The following is a 19,826-nucleotide window of genomic DNA, read 5'->3' as shown; positions in this document are numbered from 1 at the left end:
ATTGATCAATTAATATTGACGGATCAATTTTGTTATTATTTTTTAAAGAATATCCGACATAACTAACATAAAAAATTTCTTGAGTAGAAATGAAATTTTGAAGAAATATATGATAACTTTCATTGCAAGAATTAAAATCGCTAGTAAATTGATATTTATCCAGTAAATTAAAAGAATTTAAATTTTTTTTTTAGGAATTTCTTGATGATCAGCTCCAATAATACATTTTATTTTAAATGGTATATAACATATTAAAGATGGATGACAAAAATTTATTACACCTGGTAAAAATTTTTTTCTACTGAAGTAATTCATAACACATGAAAATTTTCTTTTCAAAATGTTTATAGGAATTTTTTTTTCATAATTAGACAACAACGCATCATCAATCATTTTTATCCAATTTTTATTGATCATATTAATACTATCTCTCATTTTTTTATTCTTATAAAAAAAATCATTTATGAAACAAATAAATAATGGACGCCAAGATTTAATTTTTTTTGAAAATAATAATTTTTCTCTCCATTTATCAAGTGTTTTAATTAAATTTATTAGCTTTCCTATTAATTCTGTTCTTGAAGTGTTAATGGAAGTAAAAGATAAAATGTTATCCCAAACTTTTTCTTCTTCATTTATTGCATAACTAACTAGTAGTTTTTTAATACCGTAAAACCAAGTGTTTTGATCAGTTTTTGGGGAAATTATATTGCTTTTTTGTTTTTTATCAAGACCCCATCTTATATTTGCTTTTTTGATCCATTCATGTAAGATATTTATTTCTTCTTCTGAAATATTAAAATTATCTCTTATATCCTGGATTTCAATTAAATCTAATATTTCTTCGTTGTTAAAACGGATGTTTGATAAATCTAGTATTTTATTAAAAACAAATAGTATTTTTTCTGTTTTATCAGAATGTTTTTTAGATATATAAAAAGGAATTATTTCTTTTTTATTTTTAGATTTAAATATAGAATTAATATAAGTTGTGTAAGTATTTAACGAAAATGAAGTCACAACAATATCACCAGCTTTTATTTTTGGATTTTTATTAAAAAAAGTTAATAATTTTTGATATAAAACTTCAATTTCATTTTTTTTATTATAGCAAATATTTATTGATATCGAATCATCTTTTGGTAAAAAACGTCTTTTATCTAGTATATTTTTATTTTTTTTTAAATTTAACATGTCATTTTTAATGATGTTAAGTAAATTTTTTTTATTATTTTTTTGAAAAAAATATTTGAATTTTATTTTTTTAAATTTTTTAAAGAATAAAAAATAAAATTTTTCATATTTTTCCCATAAATTTATTAATAAATTCTTCTTTTGAAGAACATAGTTTTTTTTCTCTCCAATAAAATTAGCATGAAAAATTTCTTTTTCACAAGCATTAACAGATAAAAAATATATATCTGTATGTATACTTATTTTTTTAAAAAATTCCATATATGTTGGATTTAAATGTGAAGAAGAAATAATAAAAATTCGTTTTGGAAATTTTATTTTTTCTTTTTTTATTAGTATTTTAAATTTTTTGAATAAATTTGAAAAATGCCATTTTGATTGTTTAAGTTGCTCTGTATAATGGATAATTTTAATCCATAATTTTACTTGCCATTCATCATCTTTATCAATTTTTAATGTTTTTTTTTGATTTTTTTCCCATGTATTAATCCAATTTGGTTGGTATAGAATATATTGCTCATATAAATGAGCCATTAAAAATGAAAAATTGAATTTTTTTGTTATTTTATCTTTTTTTTGAATTAATTCAATAAAATCATTTTCTTCTATAATTTTCATAATTTTCCAAGTTATAGTTGATCTTGAAAATGTGTTATTGAATTTAATATTAGGTAAAATCTTTTTAAATAATTTCCATATAAAAGCATTAGGGTGAATTAATTTAAAATCTGCAGAAATTCCTGTATTTTTAGCAATAAATGTATTTAAATATTGAAATAATATTTCATTGTCATTAATAATGATTTCTCTTTCAAAAATATTAAGAAATGGTTTTTCTTTTATTATTTCGCACATTTTGCTTAATAAAATATTAATTTGATTTGATTTGTAAACAAAAAACATAAATACCTTATTTTTAATAAAATAGAAATTTAGAAAACAATATAATATAAGTTACAAAAAATTAATTTTTATTTTTTTTATAAAGATGCACGTCTATTTGAGGATAAGGGATATTAATATTATTTTTATCTAGTTCTTTCTTAAATTTAGCCATTAAATCCCAATATACTGCGTTTAATTCGTCGGTACTGCTCCAACATCGAATAATAAAGTTTAAAGAAGATGGGGCCAATTCACTTAAACCAATAACAATATCTCGATCTTTCATGACTCTATCTTCATTTTCTATTACTTTTCTGAGTACTTTTATCACTAAATCGATATCAGTATTATATGAAACACTAATAGAAAATTCATTGCGACGAGCAGGTTCTCTAGAATAATTAATAATATTTCCAGAAATAATTTTGTTATTTGGAACTACTACAATTTTACCGTCTAATGTGCGTAATGTAGTATAAAAGATATGAATATTTAAAACTGTTCCCGCTACATTTCCTAAATTAACATATTCTCCTGTTTTTAAAGGTCTTAAAGTTACTAATAGCACTCCTGCTGCAAAATTAGATAAAGAGCCTTGTAATGCTAATCCAATTGCCATACCAGCAGCTCCTAATATAGCAATTACTGATGTTGTTTGTACTCCAATTCTTCCTAGTGAAGCAATAAGTGTAAAAGTTATAATAATGTATCGCATTAATGCAGAAAGAAAACCAGCAATAGTAGCATCTATATGACGTGTTATTAATATTTGATTTACTCCATTAGATACTATTTTGGCTATAAACATTCCAGAAATTAAAATGATAATAGCTGAAGTTAAATTAATTAAATATCCGAATAATAATTCTTGATTTCGTATTAACCAATTTCCTGCATGATTAATATCATTTACTACGTTTAATTCATCCATTTTTATCTCTATTTATTTTTTGTTAATGTAAATAATTTTTAATAAATTTAAATTATTTTTATTAATTTTTTTTAAAAAATTAAATAAATATAAAATATATTAATATATTACATAGAATAAATTTTTTAAAAAATTTCGGAGAATATTTTTATTTATTCCCCGGACTTAAATATAAAGTTTTTTTATTTATTTTTATAAAATATTAAAAGCATTAAGATCCTTAAATGTTTTTTCTAATCTTTTAGACATTGATTCTTGAGATTCTCTGATCCATGATCTAGGATCATAATATTTTTTATTAGGTATGTTTTTACCATTTTTATTTCCTAGTTGTTTTTGTAAAAAGTCTTTATTTTTTTTATAAAAATTTAAGACTCCTTTCCAACTTGCCCATTGCATATCAGTATCAATGTTCATTTTTACTATACCGTACTCAATAGATTCATGTATTTCTTTTAAATCCGAACCCGAACCACCATGAAATACGAAATTTAATGGAAGTTTGTTCAAATTATGTTTAATTTTTACATATTCTTGTGATGCTTTTAAAATGCTTGGTTTTAGATTAACATTTCCAGGTTGATATACTCCATGTACATTTCCAAATGAAGCTGCGATAGTAAAATTTGTGCTAATTTTACTTAAATTTTCATATGCATAATTAACATCTTCAGGCTGTGTGTAAAGTAATTTTTTATCTATTTTACTGTTATCTATACCGTCTTCTTCTCCTCCTGTGCATCCTAATTCAATTTCTAACATCATGTTTATTTTTTTTATTTTTTTTAAATAATTGCTGCAAGTGGAAATATTTTCTTTCAAATTTTCTTTTGACAAGTCAATCATATGAGAAGTAAAAAGAGGTTTTCCGAAATTTTGATAGTGTTTTTTACCTTCTTTTAGTAGTCCATTAATCCATGGCAACATTTCTTTCGAACAATGGTCTGTATGTAATATTACTGGGATTTGGTAGTATTTTGACATTAAATGTACGTGTTGAGCACCTGATATAGATCCTTGAATAGCTTGATCTTCAGGATTTTTTGAAGATATTCTTTTATAACCTGCAATAAAAGAAGATCCTCCATAAGAAAATTGTATAATCACTGGAGATTTTACTCTGGAAGCAGTTTCTAAGACTGTATTTATTGAATCAGTACCTATGCAATTGACAGCTGGTATTGCAAATTTCTTTTTTTTGGCTAATTCGAATATTATCTGACATTCATTACCTGTTACAACTCCAGGTTGAATGGAATTTAAAATTTTCAATTTTTTTCCTATTGTTTAAATTTGTTGTTAAAATAGATTATTTAAAATTTGTTTATTAAAATTCTCTTCTAGCATTTTTATTGCTGGTAATTTTTTTCCTTCTATAAATTCTAAAAATGCCCCTCCTCCTGTAGAAATATAAGAAATTTTGTCTTTTATTTGAAACATGTCAATGACAGATAATGTGTCTCCACCGCCTGCTATTGAAAATCCATTGTTTTCTGAAATTGTTTTTGCAATCATTTCAGTTCCTTTTCTAAAATTGGGAAATTCAAAAACTCCAACAGGTCCATTCCAAAGAATTGTTTTTGCTTTTTTAAGAATTTTAATGATTTTCTTTATTGTTTCATCACCAAAATCCATAATTTCTTCATTTTTTTTGATTTCAGAAGATAATTTTATTGTGCATTTTTCACTAGGAGAAAAGTTTTTTCCTACACGAGAATCAATTGGTATAACAATATTACTGTATTCATCACGTAATTTTTTAGCTTTTAGTATAAACTCTGCTTCATATAATGATTTTCCAACATTATTATCAATGGCTAAAAACGTATTGGCTATACCCCCTCCAACAATTATTGTATCTGATATTTTAGCTAATTTATTTAATACTTGAAATTTAGTTGATACCTTCGCGCCTCCTACTATAGCTACCATAGGACGAGTTGGATTTTTTAACGCTTTTTTTAAACTATTAATTTCAGATATCAAAAGAGGTCCAGCACATGCAATTTTAACAAATTTTCCAATGCCATATGTTGAAGATTGCATCCTGTGTGAACTACCAAAAGCATCCATAACAAAAATATCACATAAATTAGCATATTCTTTAGATAAATTTTCATCGTTTTTTAATTCTCCTACGTTAAAACGAACATTTTCTAAAACTAATATTTCTCCTGAATTTATTTCTATTTTTTTTAAATGATTATGAGAAAAATAAATTTTTGTTTCTTTTAATTTTTTTCTGAGATATTGAAAAACAGGAAATAAGGAATATTTTTGTGTGTAGTGTCCTTCTTTTGGACGTCCTAAATGAGACATAATAATTATTTTAGCTTTTTTTTGAATTGCCATTTTAATGGTAGGAAGAGCGGCAAGTATTCTTGCATCCGATTGAATTATTCCATCTTGCATGGGAACATTTAAGTCTGTTCTTATTAAAATTTTTTTTCCTGTTATATTCAATTCCGTCATTTTTCTAAAATTCATAAAATCACCTTTGTTTAATAATTTTTAATTTTTAAACCATGCTCTTATTCCATCAAGAAACATTTGGGTAGAGAGCATTATTAGTATAAGACCCATTAATCGTTCTAATGCGTTTACACCCTTATCACCAAATAATTTTAAAAATAAACCAGATAATAACAATATTATAATTGTAAAAAACCATGCAATTAGTAATGATCCCACTAAATAAGACATATGATGTAGATATTGATGAGACAATAACATTAACGTGGCTAATAAAGATGGTCCTGCAACTAATGGAATGGCTAATGGAACTAAAAATGGTTCTTCATCTGAAGAAGTTCCACTGTTGTTGTCATCTGAGGGAAAAATCATTTTTATAGCAATAAGAAATAAAATAATTCCTCCAGATATAGAAACTGTTTCAGTCTTTAAATTAAGAATAGTAAGTATTTTTTCTCCGACAAATAAGAATATTAACATAACAACTAAAGCTATAATCATTTCACGTATAACTACTATTCTTCTCCTTTTTGCATCTAAATTTTTTAGTATTGTCATAAAAATTGGAAGATTACCTAAAGGATCCATGATTAAAATTAGCAATATAGTTGTAGAAATTATTTCATTCATTTTAATTTATTATGTCCTTTTAGAAATGTAAAGTTTTTAACGATATGCAATTTGAATAAAATATTGAAAATTTTATTTAACAATATAAATATATTAATATTATTTTTTTTTATATATATATAAATCTTAATTTTAAGATAAATTTATAATTTTATAGTATATTAAAAATTTAAATAAAATTTTATATTTTCTGCAAATAACTATTTTTTTCATAAAAAGTATACAGTATTTATATTTACTTTCGGAGGACGGAAAGTTTTTACTTTAACTAAATTAGTTATCAATTTTGATAAAAATTGTTGTTAATTTAAAAATCCGTATATTAATTAATGATTAAGTCTGTTGGAATAATTGGTTGGCGTGGAATGGTAGGATCAGTTTTATTAAAAAGAATGCAGGAAGAAAATGATTTTTCAAAAATTATTCCTCATTTCTTTTCCACTTCTCAATCTGGTCAAGATGGTCCTATTATAAATAATACATTATTTAAAAATTTAAAGGATGCTTATAATATTAATTTATTACAAGAAATGGATATTATTATTACATGTCAAGGGAGTTCTTATACTGAAAAAGTTTATCCACAATTACGTAATAAAAATTGGAAAGGTTATTGGATAGATGCTGCTTCTACTTTACGAATGGAAAACGATTCTATAATCGTATTAGATCCTGTAAACTTAAATATTATAAACAATGCATTAGATAAAGGAATTAAAACTTTTGTAGGTGGTAATTGTACTGTTAGTTTGATGTTAATGGCTTTAGGGGGATTATTTTCAAATAATTTAATAGATTGGATTTCTGTATCTACTTATCAAGCAGCATCTGGTGCTGGTTCTCGTCATGTAATTGAATTATTAAAACAAATGGGTTCTTTATATAATGTTGTTTCTGAACAATTATTAGATAAATCTTATTCTGTTTTAGATATTGAGAAAAAAGTCACTCGAGCAAGTCGTAATAAAAACTTTCCATTAGAAAACTTTTCTGTACCGTTAGCTGCTAGTTTAATACCTTGGATAGATATAGAAATGAAAAATGGTCAAAGTCGAGAAGAATGGAAAGGACAAGCTGAAACAAATAAAATTTTAAATTTGAAAAAAAATATTTTAATTGACGGAACATGTGTTCGTATCAGTTCAATTCGATGTCATAGTCAGTCATTTTTAATTAAATTAAAAAAAGATATTTCTTTAGAGAATATCAAAAAAATGATTGTTAATCATAATCAATGGGTTAATGTTGTCCCTAACAACATGAAAGAAACATTATGTAATTTAACTCCATCTGCAGTGACTGGTACATTAAAGATACCAATAGGTCGATTAAGAAAATTAAACATAGGTAATAAATATCTTTCTGCTTTTACTGTGGGAGATCAGTTATTATGGGGTGCTGCTGAGCCTTTAAGAAGAATGCTAAATTTATTAGTTGATATTTAATTTTTTCAAGAAAAGAATTCTTATTTGTAGAGTATATATTAATATACACACTAAGTGTGTATATTAATCTTTTAACTTTTTTTTACATAAATTGTATGAATTAGTCTATCTTCGTAGAAGAAAGTCCTTTTTTTAATAAGTAGCGATATGGTTTTACATGAGTAAAAAAATCTATAAGTTCATGATCCATAAAATGACAAAAATGAGGAATATCTCTTTTAGTTGATGGATCATCTGTTAACACTAATATTTTTTCATTTTTTTTCATTTTTCTTAGTGTTTTTCTTATCACCATAATAGGTTCGGGGCATCGAAGTCCAATTAAATTTAATATAATATTTTTTTTTTCATATTTTTTGTTTTTTTAAAGAAATAGAAATAAATTTTGATTATAAATTTTTATACAGATTTTTTGATAAAATATATTTTTCTATTTTTGAAGGTAATAATCCATAAGAACTTTTACCTTCATAATAATTTTTCCTTATTTCAGTTGAAGAGACATTGATCATAGATATTTTTGAAAAAAAAATAAATCCAAACGGTTTTTTATGTAAAAAATTAATGTTATTAACAGTGTGAGATGTAATCCATTTTTTTAATTTGGAATTGTTTTCTTTTATATGTATTCTAGGACAAATTAATAAATGAGATAATGATAATATTTTTTTCCAATCTTTCCAAATATTTAAATTATTTAGATTATCTTCTCCTATTATAAAACATAATGGTTGTAGATAACCAATTTTTTTTCTTATTTTTGTTAATGTTTCTATGGTGTAAAAAGTTGTGTTTTTCTTTGTTTCTAAATAACTTATTGTAAATAGTTGATTATTTTTAATGGCGATCTTAATCATTTTCAATTTATCTATTATAGATGTTTTTGTTTTAGATCGATGAGGAGGTCCATGATTTGGTAGTAATATTATTTTTTTTATTGAGATTTCTTGTGCTAATTTTTCAGCAGAAGTAATATGACCATAATGAATGGGATCAAAATTCCCCCCAAATATTGCATACATTTCTTTCATTTTTTTACTATTTTTATGGTATGTATTTAATTGGTGAAGATAGTAACAATGTTAACGTTTTTAATTGTATCCATACAGAATTATTATATTCTTTTTTTATTTTAATTTCTATTTGTAATAAGATCCTGATTATTTTTAAAAAATTATTAAAATCAATAGAACGTAGTGCGTTAATAAAAAATTTAGATCTATTAAACCAAACATTATTTTTTTTTAAAAAAATATTTATATCTAATTTTTTTTCTCTTTTCATGTTTAGTAAAATTAATAAATCTTTTTGCAGTGATCGTATTAAAATAAGAGGGTTATATTTTTGTTTAAAAAAACCATCTAATATGTAAATAGCTTTTTCTGCATCATTATTAAATATTGCATTTATCCAATTTGATGGAGAAAAAATTGAAAATTGATTAATAATTTTTTTTATTTTTTCGATTCTTATATTTTCATTAGGCCATGTAATTAAAAGAATATCTAATATTTGATATGCACATAACGCGTTTCCTTCATAATATTTATGTAATAATGAAAAAGATTCGCGTGTTATTTTTAAATTTCTTTTTTTTATTTCGTACTGTAACCAGTTTTTAAATGCCCATTCATATGGAGTTGAGCAATATATAATATCGCTTTCTAACATAAGAACTTTTAGTGTTTTACTTTTTTTTATAAAACCGGATAATTCATTAAATTTTAATATTATTAATATATCTTTATTTTTAAAAAAAGGTATTTCATTTATATCTTTAATCAAAGATGGATTTAATTTTTTTATAATAAAATTAATTATTAAAATAGTTTTTTTGAAAAATAAATTTTTTAATTTATAGAAATTAATAACTTTATTCCAGTCTATAGCTTTTTCTATATTAATAATGTTTTTTTCTATAAATTTTTTATTCTTTGCTATATTAAATATTAATTTTTCAGTTTTGTTTAAAAAAAATGAATCTTCTCCTAACAATATATAGCAATAATTTAATTTTTTAATTAATTTTTTTTTTAGTTCTTCTGGGTATATAATTTTCATTTGGATAAAAATATCACTTTTATTCTCTCTTATATCTAAACTACAAAGTTGATTATTTTCTTGGGAATATAAATTGTTTTAATTATTTTTAAATTTTTTAATTTTTTTTGAATAATTAAGTTGTTTTTTATATAAGATAAAATTTCTTCTTTATTTAAATTATTTTTAACTTCTACAGTACATCTTTTTTTTCCATTTATTTGTACAATCAGTATATTTTTATCTTTAGATAAAATATTTCTTTCAAAAGTTGGCCAAGTTTCATAATCAATAGAACAGTTTTTATTTAAATTTTTCCATAATATAAAACAAAAATGCGGTGTAAATGGATAAAGCATTTTAATAATAGAAACTAAAGATTCTTTCATAATACATTTATCTTCTTCATTTTCTAGTTTAAAAATCATTAGTTCATTAACTAGTTTCATAATAGCAGAGATCGCAGTATTAAATGTTTTTCGACGACTTAGATCATCAGAAACTTTAAAAATAGTTTTATGCAGAAAACGATAAATTTTTTTTTGTTTTTCGTTTAATACATCAAAATTTATTTTTTTATTTACTGTTTTTACTTCAATATAATTAAATACTAATTTCCAGATTTTTTTTAAAAAGCGATAAATTCCTTTGACACCAGATTCTCTCCATTCTAACGATGATTCTATTGGAGCAGCAAACATTATAAACAAACGAACAGTATCAGCACCATAACGATTTATCATTAATTCTGGTTCAATCCCATTATTTTTAGATTTAGACATTTTGATCATACCTGCGCATATGACTTCTTTCTTGTTTTTATCATAGATTTTAATAGTTTCTCCTTTTAAATTTTTTTCTACTTGTATACAAGATGGATGAATCCAATTACGCTGATTATTTTGATCAAATTGATAAAATGCTTCAGCAAGTACCATACCTTGACAGAGTAAATTTTTTACTGGTTCATTAAATTCAACTAATTTGAAATCATATAATAATTTATGATAAAACCTAAAATACATTAAATGCATAATTGCATGTTCTATACCTCCAATATATTGGTCTACAGGTAACCAATATTTTGAAGCTATAGGGTCAAGCATTCCTTTATTATAATGTGGACAAGTATATCTTGCATAATACCAAGATGATTCCATAAATGTATCAAAAGTATCGGTTTCGCGGATAACATCTTGATTTTTAATTTTAATTTTAGCCCATTCGGAAGTACTGTTCATAGGTGTTTGTGATAAATTAGAACTATCTTGTATTTCTGGCAATACTACCGGTAGGTTTTTTTCTGGTATTGCTATAATTTCTCCATTTTTTTTTGTTGCCATAGGAATAGGTGCACCCCAATAACGCTGTCTTGATACACACCAATCTTGTAATTTATAATTTATTTTTTCTATTATAATTTTTTTTTGTGATAGTGTTTTTTTTATTTTCTGAGTAGCATCTTGATAATTAAGATTATTAAATTTCCCAGAATTAAATAATATTCCTTTTTCGGTTGTAAATAAATTATATAATTCTATGTTTTTACATTTTTTATTTTTAATGACATATTTTATTTTTAAATTATGCTTTATAGCAAAATTCCAATCATTTTGATTATGTCCTGGCACTGATATAACTGCACCAGTACCATATTCTTTTAGAATAAAATTTGCTATCCAAATAGGTATTTTTTTATTGGTAATTGGATGAATAACGAACATATTACTATTTATACCTTCAAATTTTATTTTTTCTATATCTTCTTGAGAAACATTATTGTTAGTTTGTTTTTGAATAAAATTTTTTATTTCTTTTTTTTCTTTAGAAATCTGAAGTGAAAATTTATGAAAAGGAGATATAGAAATATATGTTGCTCCCATTATTGTGTCTAATCTAGTAGTAAATACTTTAATTTTTTTAGTACTATTTAAAACATTCAAAACAATTTCAAATCCTTTTGATCGACCAATCCAGTTTCTTTGCATGTTTTTTACTTTTTCAGGCCAGTTTTCTAAATGATTCAGATCGTTATACAAAGATTCCGCATAATCTCTGATTTTTATAAACCATTGTGGTATTTTTTTTATTATTATTTTATTTTGGCACCTCCAGCAACAACCGTTTACAACTTGTTCATTAGCTAAAACAGTTTTATCGTGAGGACACCAATTTACAAAACTATTTTTTTTATAAACTAATTTTTTTTTGTATAACTGAATAAAAAACCATTGTTCCCAGCGATAATAGTCTGGTTTACATGTAGTTATTTCTCGGTCCCAATCATAACTAAAACCTAGCGATTGGAGTTGTTTTTTCATATATTCAATGTTTTTATGTGTCCAATCAGATGGTTTAGTTTTATTTTTAATAGCTGCTTCTTCAGCAGGTAATCCAAAAGCATCCCAGCCAATTGGTTGTAAAACGTTTTTTCCTAACATTCTTTGATATCTTGAAATAACATCACTAATTGTATAGTTTCTTACATGACCCATATGTAATTTTCCAGAAGGATATGGAAGCATCGGAAGACAGTAATATTTTTCTTTTTTGTCATCTTCATAAACGTGAAAAATTTTGTTATCTTTCCAATATTTTTGCACGTATGATTCAATATTTTTTGGACAGTATTCTTTTTCCATAATTTCACTCGTATAAAAGATATAATAATTTAAAAAAATTAGTTTTGATAAAAATATAAAAAAATGTTTTTTAATTTGATTTTTATGGATGAACGATTTATCTTATAAAAAATAAGAGGATTTTTAATTTTATTATTTAAATTAATTTTTATTAACTTTTTATTAAATTAAAAACTTAAAAATACACTGAATAATGTAATTTTAATTTTTAATAAAATAATTTTTCAGATAAAATATATGAATATAATTCTTATTTTGCTAATTTTTTGGGGATTTTATTTTCTGGAATAGTTACATGTATTTGTATAACTTTTCGACTGTCAGCTATAGAAACTTTAAAATTATATCCATTAATATTAATATTATCTCCTCTATTTGGTAAATGTCCAAAAGCTTTCATGACTAATCCACCAATTGTATCTACTTCTTCGTCGCTAAAATTAGTTTCAAAAGTATCATTAAATTCTTTTATTTCTGTAAGTGCTTTAATAGAAAATATACATTTTTTTAATTTTCTAATATTTACTTTTTCTTCATCATCATATTCATCTTGAATTTCTCCTACAATTAATTCAAGAATATCTTCTATTGTAACTAATCCTGAAACTGCTCCAAATTCATCTATTACTATAGCCATATGACTTCTTTTTAAACGAAATTCTTTTAGCATTCTATCTACAGATTTACTTTCAGGAACTACAACAGCAGATCTTAATATATTTTTTATACAGAATATATCTCTTGAATTTTTCATAAATGGTAATAGATCTTTTGCAATTAAAAATCCTTCTACATAATTTTGATCTCTACTCATTACTGGAAAACGTGAATGTGCGGATTCAATTATAATATCAAGACATTTATTAAGATTATAATTTAATTTTAATGTTATCATTTGTGTTCTTGGTATCATAATATCTTTAATTCTTTTTTTTGCAATATGCATAACGCCTTCTAACATATCACAAGTATCTTGATCTATTAACTCATTTTGTTCTGAATCACGAATTAATACTAGTAGTTCTTCTCTGTTTTTTGGTTCATCGTGAAAAATTTGATTTAGTAAAATAGAAAAAAAACCTTTTCGATTAATTTTTTCAGTACTTTGTGTGTCTTCATTGCTCATAGTATTATGATTATCTATTTTTAAAATATCTTTTTACTATTCTATAGGTAGAAAAAGATAGGTTGAAATATTTTTTATAAAAAAATTAGGAATTTTTCATAAAATATGGTTTTTCATAATTTAAAGATAACATTATTTTATTTTCTTTTTTTTCCATGATGTTTTTTTCTTTTTTATTTTTATGATCGTATCCTAAAAGATGTAGTGTTCCGTGTATTATCATATGTGCCCAACGTGATTCTAATGTTTTTTTATATTTTAAGGATTCTTTTTCAATTATTTTTTTACATAAAACAAGATCTCCTAACAATTTTTTATTTGTATTTATAAAAGAATTGAATGGAAAAGATAAAATATTTGTTGATTTATTTTTTCCTCTATATTTTAAATTTAGATTTTTTATTTCTATTTCATCAACAATTCTAATTGTAATTAAATTAATATTTTTTTTTTATATAAGGTTTGTTTTATCCATTTTTTAAAAAAATATTTTTTTGGTATATTTTTAGTGCTTTTACAATTTATTTGAATTGTTAAGATAATGTTATTTTTTTTTTTCATCTAATTTTAAATTAATTCAGCTTTTAATGAATGAGTATGTACTTCTTTTATTTTTAGTTTAATAAATTTACCAATCATATGATGAGATCCTTTAAAAGTCACAATTCTATTGTTTTCTGTTCTTCCGTATAATTCCATAATATTTTTTTTTGATATACCTTCTACTAAAACAGATTGTATACTTTTTAACATTTTTCTACTCCAAGACATAGTTTGTTTGTTTATACAATTTTGTAATGTATATAAGCGTTTTTTTTTCTCTTTTAAATCAATATTATCTTTCATTTCTGAAGCTGGTGTACCTGGTCGGCTAGAATATATAAAACTAAAACTCATATCAAAATTTATTTTTTTTATAAAATTAATAGTTTTTTGAAAATCTTCTTCAGATTCACTAGGAAATCCCACAATAAAATCCGAACTAATTTGAATATTTGGACGAGCTGATATAAGTTTTTCTATAATTGTTTCATATTCTTCTGTCGTATACGATCTTTTCATTAGCTGGAGAATTCTATTTGATCCACTTTGCACAGGAAGATGAAGAAAGCTAACTAATTTTGGTGTATCTTGATAAACTTCAATAATGTCATCACTAAATTCAAGCGGATTACTTGTTGTAAAACGAATTCTCTCGATACCATCTATTTCAGAAACTAATCGTAATAATTCTGAGAAAAAACAAATTTTTCCATTAAAAGTTCGACCTCGATATGCATTGACATTTTGTCCTAATAAATTAATTTCCTTAATACCATTTTCAGCTAATATTGATATTTCTAATAAAACATCGTCAGATGGGCGACTAATTTCATGTCCTCTAGTATATGGTACAACACAAAATGAACAGTATTTATTACATCCTTCCATTATAGAAACAGAAGCTGTATATCCTGTAGTTTTAGTTTTCAAAGAATAATTAAATTTTTCTAATTGAGGGAAACTAATATCAATTATAAATTGACGTTTTTTTTCGATTTTATCTATCATTTTAGGCAATTTATGTAAAGTTTGTGTACCAAACACAATATCTACATAATTTGCTCTTTTAAAAATTTCTTTACCTTCTTGTGTTGCTACACAGCCTCCTACTGCAATGATGACATCAGGTTTTTTATTTTTTAATTTTTTCCATCTTCCCAATTGATGAAAAACTTTTTCTTGAGCCTTCTCTCTTATAGAACAAGTGTTTAAAATTAATATGTCAGCTTTTTCGGCTTCTTTGGTAATTAAATACTTTTTTGTCTTTTCTAAGAATGTCGTGATCATAGATGAATCATATTCATTCATTTGACATCCCCAAGTTTTTATATATATATATTTCATTATGATAAAATTTATCCTAGTTATTATATAAAGATATTGTATCAGTATAAAAATATGATATTTTATACAGATATTTCTCCTTTAATTAAGGGATAGGGTTTGTATCCAACAATTTTAAAATCTTCGAAAGAATAATGAAATAATGATTGAGGTTTTTTTAAAATTATTAATTCTGGTAATTTTCGAGGTATTCGAAGTATTTGTTTTTTTGCTAATTCAATATGATTTTTATATAAATGAACATCTCCCCCTGTCCATAAAAATTCTCCAACTTGGAGTTTGCATTGTTGAGCTATCATATGTATAAGTATTGCATAGCTAGCTATATTAAAGGGTAAACCAAGAAATACATCGCAAGAACGTTGGTAAAGTTGACAACTTAATTCTTCTTTTAATACATAAAATTGAAATAATATATGACATGGAGCTAAAGACATTTTATCAATTTCTCCAACATTCCAAGAAGATACTAATATTCTACGAGAATCAGGATCTTCTTTTAGTTGTTTTAGTACATTTTTTATTTGATCTATTTTTTTTCCGTTAGATGTATCCCAACTTCTCCATTGTTTTCCATAAATTGGACCTAGATTTCCAAATTTATCTGCCCAATTATTCCAAATTGATATTTTATTTTTATTAAGGTATTCAACATTTGTTTCTCCTTTAAGAAACCATAGAAGTTCATGGATAATTGATGGTATATGACATTTTTTTGTTGTAATAAGAGGCAATCCTTTTTTTAAGTTAAATCTCATATTATGTCCGAAAATGGATAAAGTTCCTGTACCAGTCCGATCTTTTTTTAAATTTCCATTTTTAATTATTTTTTTTATTAAATTTAAATATTGTTTCATAATACCTCGAGAAAAAAATTATTTTTTATAAATAGATTTACATATTATAATACATCCAACAACAATCATTGGAATAGATAATATTTGACCCATAGTTATTATATTTTTTAATAATCCAACTTGAGGATCTGGCTCTCGAAAAAATTCACTTATTATTCTTAATATTCCATAACTTATTAGAAATAAAGCACTTATACTACCTGTATTCCTTTTTTTTCTAGAAAAAAAATAGATTATAAAGAATAAAAAGATACCTTCTAAAATAAATTCATATAATTGCGAGGGATGACGGGGTAGTACTCCATATTTATCTAATATAGGTTGTAATTCAGGATTTCTAGAAACTATTTTTAAATCTTCTTTGTATGTTGTGGGAAAAAGAACAGCATATGGAAAATTTGGTGCTATACGACCGCATAGTTCGCCATTGATAAAATTACCTAACCTTCCTGCTCCTAATCCAAAAGGTACTAGTGGAACTATAAAATCAGATATTTTTAATATTTTTATATTCTTTTTTAAAGAAAAATAATACATAGCAATCGTTGCTCCTATTAATCCTCCATGAAACGACATGCCACCTTCCCAAATGTGTAAAAAGCATAATATGTTTTGAGAAAAATATGAAAAGTTATAAAAAATTACATATCCTACTCTACCTCCGATACATGAACTTATAAAAATAATATATATTAATTTTTCTATCTTTTCTTTATCTGATTTTTTTTTAATTTTTTTTTTCCATACCACATAGCAAACACAAAACTTATAAAATACATAAAACCATACCAGTAAGCTTTTAGAGGACCAACTGAAAAAATAATAGGATTTATATTTGGAAAATTAATATACATGTATTGTATTACATCCTTTTAAATTTAAATTAGATTTAATCTTAAAAAACTTTATGTTTCTAAACTTAATAATTCTTTAATTGTTTGTCTTCTTCGGATAGTTCTGAATTTATTTTTTTCTAACATTATCTCTTGAATCAACGGTCTTGTATTATAATTAGATGACATTGAAGCACCGTAGGCACCAGTATCATGAAAAATTAAATAATCTCCTATTTTCAAAATTGGTAGTTTTCTCGTTTCTATGTTTCCTCCTTCTTTTTGTGTAAATATATCGCCTGATTCACATAAAGGACCACCTATAACTGTATCTATTGTTTCTTTTTCATTTATGTTTCGATTATCTTTAGATACAACAGATATATGATGATAACTTCCATACATAGTTGGACGCATAAGATCGTTAAAACCGGCGTCAATTAAAACAAAATTTTTATCTCCCATTTTTTTAATTGCTCTTACTTGTGAAATCAAAATTCCTGATTCTGCTACTAAAAATCTACCTGGTTCAATTTCTAATTGGATTGGAGTATTTAAAAAACGAGATATTTTTTTTCTTGCTTCATCCCAAATCATAAAATATTTTTTCGTATTAATAGGTTTTTCATCAAATTTATAGGGAATTGGCAATCCACCTCCAGCTGAAATAAATAATATTTTTTCATTTATTTTAATTGCATGCTCTATCATAGCTTGACACACTTTTTTTAAATGTTCATAGTTAACTCCTGAACCAATATGCATATGTAAACCTATTAGTTTTAATTTATATTTCTTTATAACAGGTATAGCTAAATTAGGATTCCAAATACCATGTTTACTATTTTCTCCTCCAGTATTAGTCTTTTTACTATGTCCATATCCAAATCCTGGATTAATTCTTAACCAAACATGATGACCTGGAGAAAGTTTACCTAACTGTTTTAACATATCTATTGATCCAGCGTTAACTGGAATTTTAAAATTAATTACCTTAGACAAAGTTTCTTGATCAAAAAGATCTGCAGTAAAAATTATTTCGTTTGAGTTAGGTTTAAATCCAGCAGCTAAAGCTCGTTCTATTTCACCTAATGACACTGCATCTATTTTTAAATTATTTTTTTTCATTAAGCGTAATATATGAATATTTGAACATGCTTTTTGAGCAAATCGAATAATATCAAATTCTTTTAATAATTTTATTTTTTTGTAGATAACACTTGAATCATAAACCCAAAATGGAGACTGAAATTTTTTTATTAGTATTTGAATGTTTTCAAAATTGAGATTTGTTGTGCTTGTACTTAATAATTTTGGCATTTTTTTTCCTATTTAATTATTTTAATATTGTTTTTTTAAAAAAGTTATTTTTTAAATAAACGTAATGTTGGAAACAAAATAACATCGCGAATGCTTATTTGATTTGTTAATATCATAATTAAACGATCAATTCCAATTCCCAAACCCGCAGTAGGGGGTAAACCGTATTTCAATGCTTCTATATAATTTTCATCATAAAATATATCTTTATTTTTTTCTTTTTCTGCTATTTTCATCTGATTTAAAAATCTATTTTTTTGATCTTCTGCATCGTTTAATTCGGAAAATCCATTTCCTATTTCATATCCAGCAATAAATAGTTCAAATCTATCTGTTACATTAGAATTAAAATCATTACGTCTAGCTAGAGGAGAAACTTCTACTGGGTACTCAGTAATAAAAGTAGGTTGAATAAGCTTTTTTTCTACTGTTTTTTCAAAAATTTCATTTTCTATATAGCCTAAATTCCAGTTTTCTTCTATTTCTATACCAATATTATTTGCAATTTTTTTAATTTTTTTTAAGTTTTTTAAGTCTGAAGAACAAATATCTGGATTAAATTTTAAAATAGATTCCTTCATTGTTAAGATTTCAAATGGAACATTGAAATTTAAACAATGTTTGTCATACTTTATTTTACTTTTTTCAAAAAGTAGTTTTATTAGATTTTTTATTAAATTTTCAGTGAAATTCATCATATCTTTATAATTAGAATAAACCATGTATGCTTCCATCATAGTGAATTCTGGATTATGTCGAGCAGAAACTCCTTCATTACGAAAATTTCTATTTAGTTCAAAAATACGTTCAAAACCACCTATAATCAGTTGTTTTAAATATAATTCAGGTGCTATTCTTAAGTACATTTCTTTGTTAATTTCATTATGATAAGTAATAAAAGGTCTAGCAGTAGCTCCGCCAGGAATATTATGTAACATAGGAGTTTCTACTTCTAGAAAGTCATTTTCTATCATAAAATTTCGAATTAATCTGATTATTTTAGAACGACTATTAAAAATGTTAAATAGTTTACTATTACTAATTAAATCTAAGTATCTTTTTCGATAACGTTTTTCTTGATTAGATAATCCGTGAAATTTATCAGGTAAGGGTCTTAAACATTTAGTTAAAATTGTTAACATTTTAGCAAAAATAGATAATTCCCCTGTCTTTGTTTTAAACAATATTCCTTGTACGCCTAAAATGTCTCCAATATCCCATTTTTTAAAATGATTATTGTAAAATTCAGATGTAATTTCTTTTTCTCTGGTATAAATTTGTATTTTTCCTTCCATATCTTGTAATGTAAAAAAAGATGCTTTCCCCATAATTCTTCGTTGTATCATACGGCCTGCAATAGAAACTTCGATATTTAGAATTTTAAGTTCATTAATTGTTTTATTTTTATATACTTGATGTATTTTTATGGAATTAGTATTTCTTTTAAAAATATTTGGAAAAGAAAATCCATCTTTTTTCATATTAATAAGTTTTTCTTTTCTTATTTTTTTTTCATCGTTAAAAATATTATTATTGGAATTTATTGTTTTAATCATTTTATTTC

General features: G+C 24.1%; 16 protein-coding genes and 1 pseudogene. 1 reads left to right on the top strand and 16 read right to left on the bottom strand.

The window, feature by feature from the left end; translation table 11 throughout:
- Positions 1 to 177: 177 nt before the first annotated feature.
- From D9V76_RS03220 to D9V76_RS02305, 5 genes are all read right to left on the bottom strand, one after another.
- Complete coding sequence (locus tag D9V76_RS03220) at positions 178 to 2,097, bottom strand: exodeoxyribonuclease V subunit gamma (protein WP_253254721.1); 1,920 nt, start codon at positions 2,095 to 2,097, stop codon at positions 178 to 180.
- Between the two features lie 61 nt (positions 2,098 to 2,158).
- Entirely contained in the window at positions 2,159 to 3,010 is an 852-nt protein-coding gene (mscS, locus tag D9V76_RS02320; RefSeq protein WP_158337429.1) for a small-conductance mechanosensitive channel MscS, read from the bottom strand.
- A 192-nt stretch (positions 3,011 to 3,202) separates the two neighbouring features.
- Positions 3,203 to 4,282, bottom strand: coding sequence for a class II fructose-bisphosphate aldolase (fbaA, locus tag D9V76_RS02315; RefSeq protein ID WP_158337427.1), 1,080 nt, complete (start codon positions 4,280 to 4,282; stop codon positions 3,203 to 3,205).
- A 27-nt stretch (positions 4,283 to 4,309) separates the two neighbouring features.
- Positions 4,310 to 5,497, bottom strand: a complete 1,188-nt coding sequence (locus D9V76_RS02310) for a phosphoglycerate kinase (RefSeq protein ID WP_158337425.1) — start codon at positions 5,495 to 5,497, stop codon at positions 4,310 to 4,312.
- Positions 5,498 to 5,521: 24 nt separating this feature from the next.
- Entirely contained in the window at positions 5,522 to 6,112 is a 591-nt protein-coding gene (locus D9V76_RS02305; RefSeq protein WP_158337423.1) for a YhgN family NAAT transporter, read from the bottom strand.
- 332 nt (positions 6,113 to 6,444) lie between these two features.
- Between D9V76_RS02305 and asd the strand changes: the two genes are divergently transcribed.
- Positions 6,445 to 7,557, top strand: a complete 1,113-nt coding sequence (gene asd / locus D9V76_RS02300) for an aspartate-semialdehyde dehydrogenase (protein ID WP_172599442.1) — start codon at positions 6,445 to 6,447, stop codon at positions 7,555 to 7,557.
- Between the two features lie 100 nt (positions 7,558 to 7,657).
- Here the strand turns inward: asd and tusA are convergent, their stop codons facing one another.
- From tusA to lysS, 11 genes and pseudogenes are all read right to left on the bottom strand, one after another.
- Positions 7,658 to 7,894 (bottom strand): sulfurtransferase TusA, encoded by a 237-nt coding sequence (gene tusA, locus D9V76_RS02295; protein WP_158337419.1) that lies wholly within the window; start codon positions 7,892 to 7,894, stop codon positions 7,658 to 7,660.
- Positions 7,895 to 7,946: 52 nt separating this feature from the next.
- Positions 7,947 to 8,588, bottom strand: coding sequence for a nicotinate-nucleotide adenylyltransferase (nadD, locus tag D9V76_RS02290; protein WP_158337417.1), 642 nt, complete (start codon positions 8,586 to 8,588; stop codon positions 7,947 to 7,949).
- 13 nt (positions 8,589 to 8,601) lie between these two features.
- Positions 8,602 to 9,618, bottom strand: a complete 1,017-nt coding sequence (gene holA / locus D9V76_RS02285) for a DNA polymerase III subunit delta (protein WP_158337415.1) — start codon at positions 9,616 to 9,618, stop codon at positions 8,602 to 8,604.
- A 35-nt stretch (positions 9,619 to 9,653) separates the two neighbouring features.
- Positions 9,654 to 12,239, bottom strand: coding sequence for a leucine--tRNA ligase (leuS, locus tag D9V76_RS02280; RefSeq protein ID WP_158337413.1), 2,586 nt, complete (start codon positions 12,237 to 12,239; stop codon positions 9,654 to 9,656).
- Positions 12,240 to 12,489: 250 nt separating this feature from the next.
- Entirely contained in the window at positions 12,490 to 13,365 is an 876-nt protein-coding gene (gene corC / locus D9V76_RS02275) for a CNNM family magnesium/cobalt transport protein CorC (RefSeq protein WP_158337411.1), read from the bottom strand.
- 85 nt (positions 13,366 to 13,450) lie between these two features.
- Positions 13,451 to 13,768 (bottom strand): rRNA maturation RNase YbeY, encoded by a 318-nt coding sequence (ybeY, locus tag D9V76_RS02270; protein WP_253254734.1) that lies wholly within the window; start codon positions 13,766 to 13,768, stop codon positions 13,451 to 13,453.
- 164 nt (positions 13,769 to 13,932) lie between these two features.
- On the bottom strand, positions 13,933 to 15,252 hold the full coding sequence (miaB, locus tag D9V76_RS02265; protein WP_158337407.1) for a tRNA (N6-isopentenyl adenosine(37)-C2)-methylthiotransferase MiaB: 1,320 nt from the start codon (positions 15,250 to 15,252) through the stop codon (positions 13,933 to 13,935).
- Between the two features lie 62 nt (positions 15,253 to 15,314).
- On the bottom strand, positions 15,315 to 16,109 hold the full coding sequence (thyA, locus tag D9V76_RS02260) for a thymidylate synthase (RefSeq protein WP_158337405.1): 795 nt from the start codon (positions 16,107 to 16,109) through the stop codon (positions 15,315 to 15,317).
- Between the two features lie 18 nt (positions 16,110 to 16,127).
- Positions 16,128 to 16,888: pseudogene (gene lgt / locus D9V76_RS02255) on the bottom strand (prolipoprotein diacylglyceryl transferase).
- 126 nt (positions 16,889 to 17,014) lie between these two features.
- Positions 17,015 to 18,262, bottom strand: a complete 1,248-nt coding sequence (gene lysA / locus D9V76_RS02250; RefSeq protein WP_158337403.1) for a diaminopimelate decarboxylase — start codon at positions 18,260 to 18,262, stop codon at positions 17,015 to 17,017.
- Between the two features lie 44 nt (positions 18,263 to 18,306).
- Entirely contained in the window at positions 18,307 to 19,818 is a 1,512-nt protein-coding gene (gene lysS, locus D9V76_RS02245; RefSeq protein ID WP_158337401.1) for a lysine--tRNA ligase, read from the bottom strand.
- Positions 19,819 to 19,826: the final 8 nt, after the last annotated feature.

The organism is Buchnera aphidicola (Rhopalosiphum padi) (assembly GCF_005080845.1).
In the GTDB taxonomy this organism is placed as follows: domain Bacteria; phylum Pseudomonadota; class Gammaproteobacteria; order Enterobacterales; family Enterobacteriaceae; genus Buchnera; species Buchnera aphidicola_AO.
Note: the sequence above shows the minus strand (reverse complement) of the source record. Positions and strands in the feature narration are given on the sequence as shown.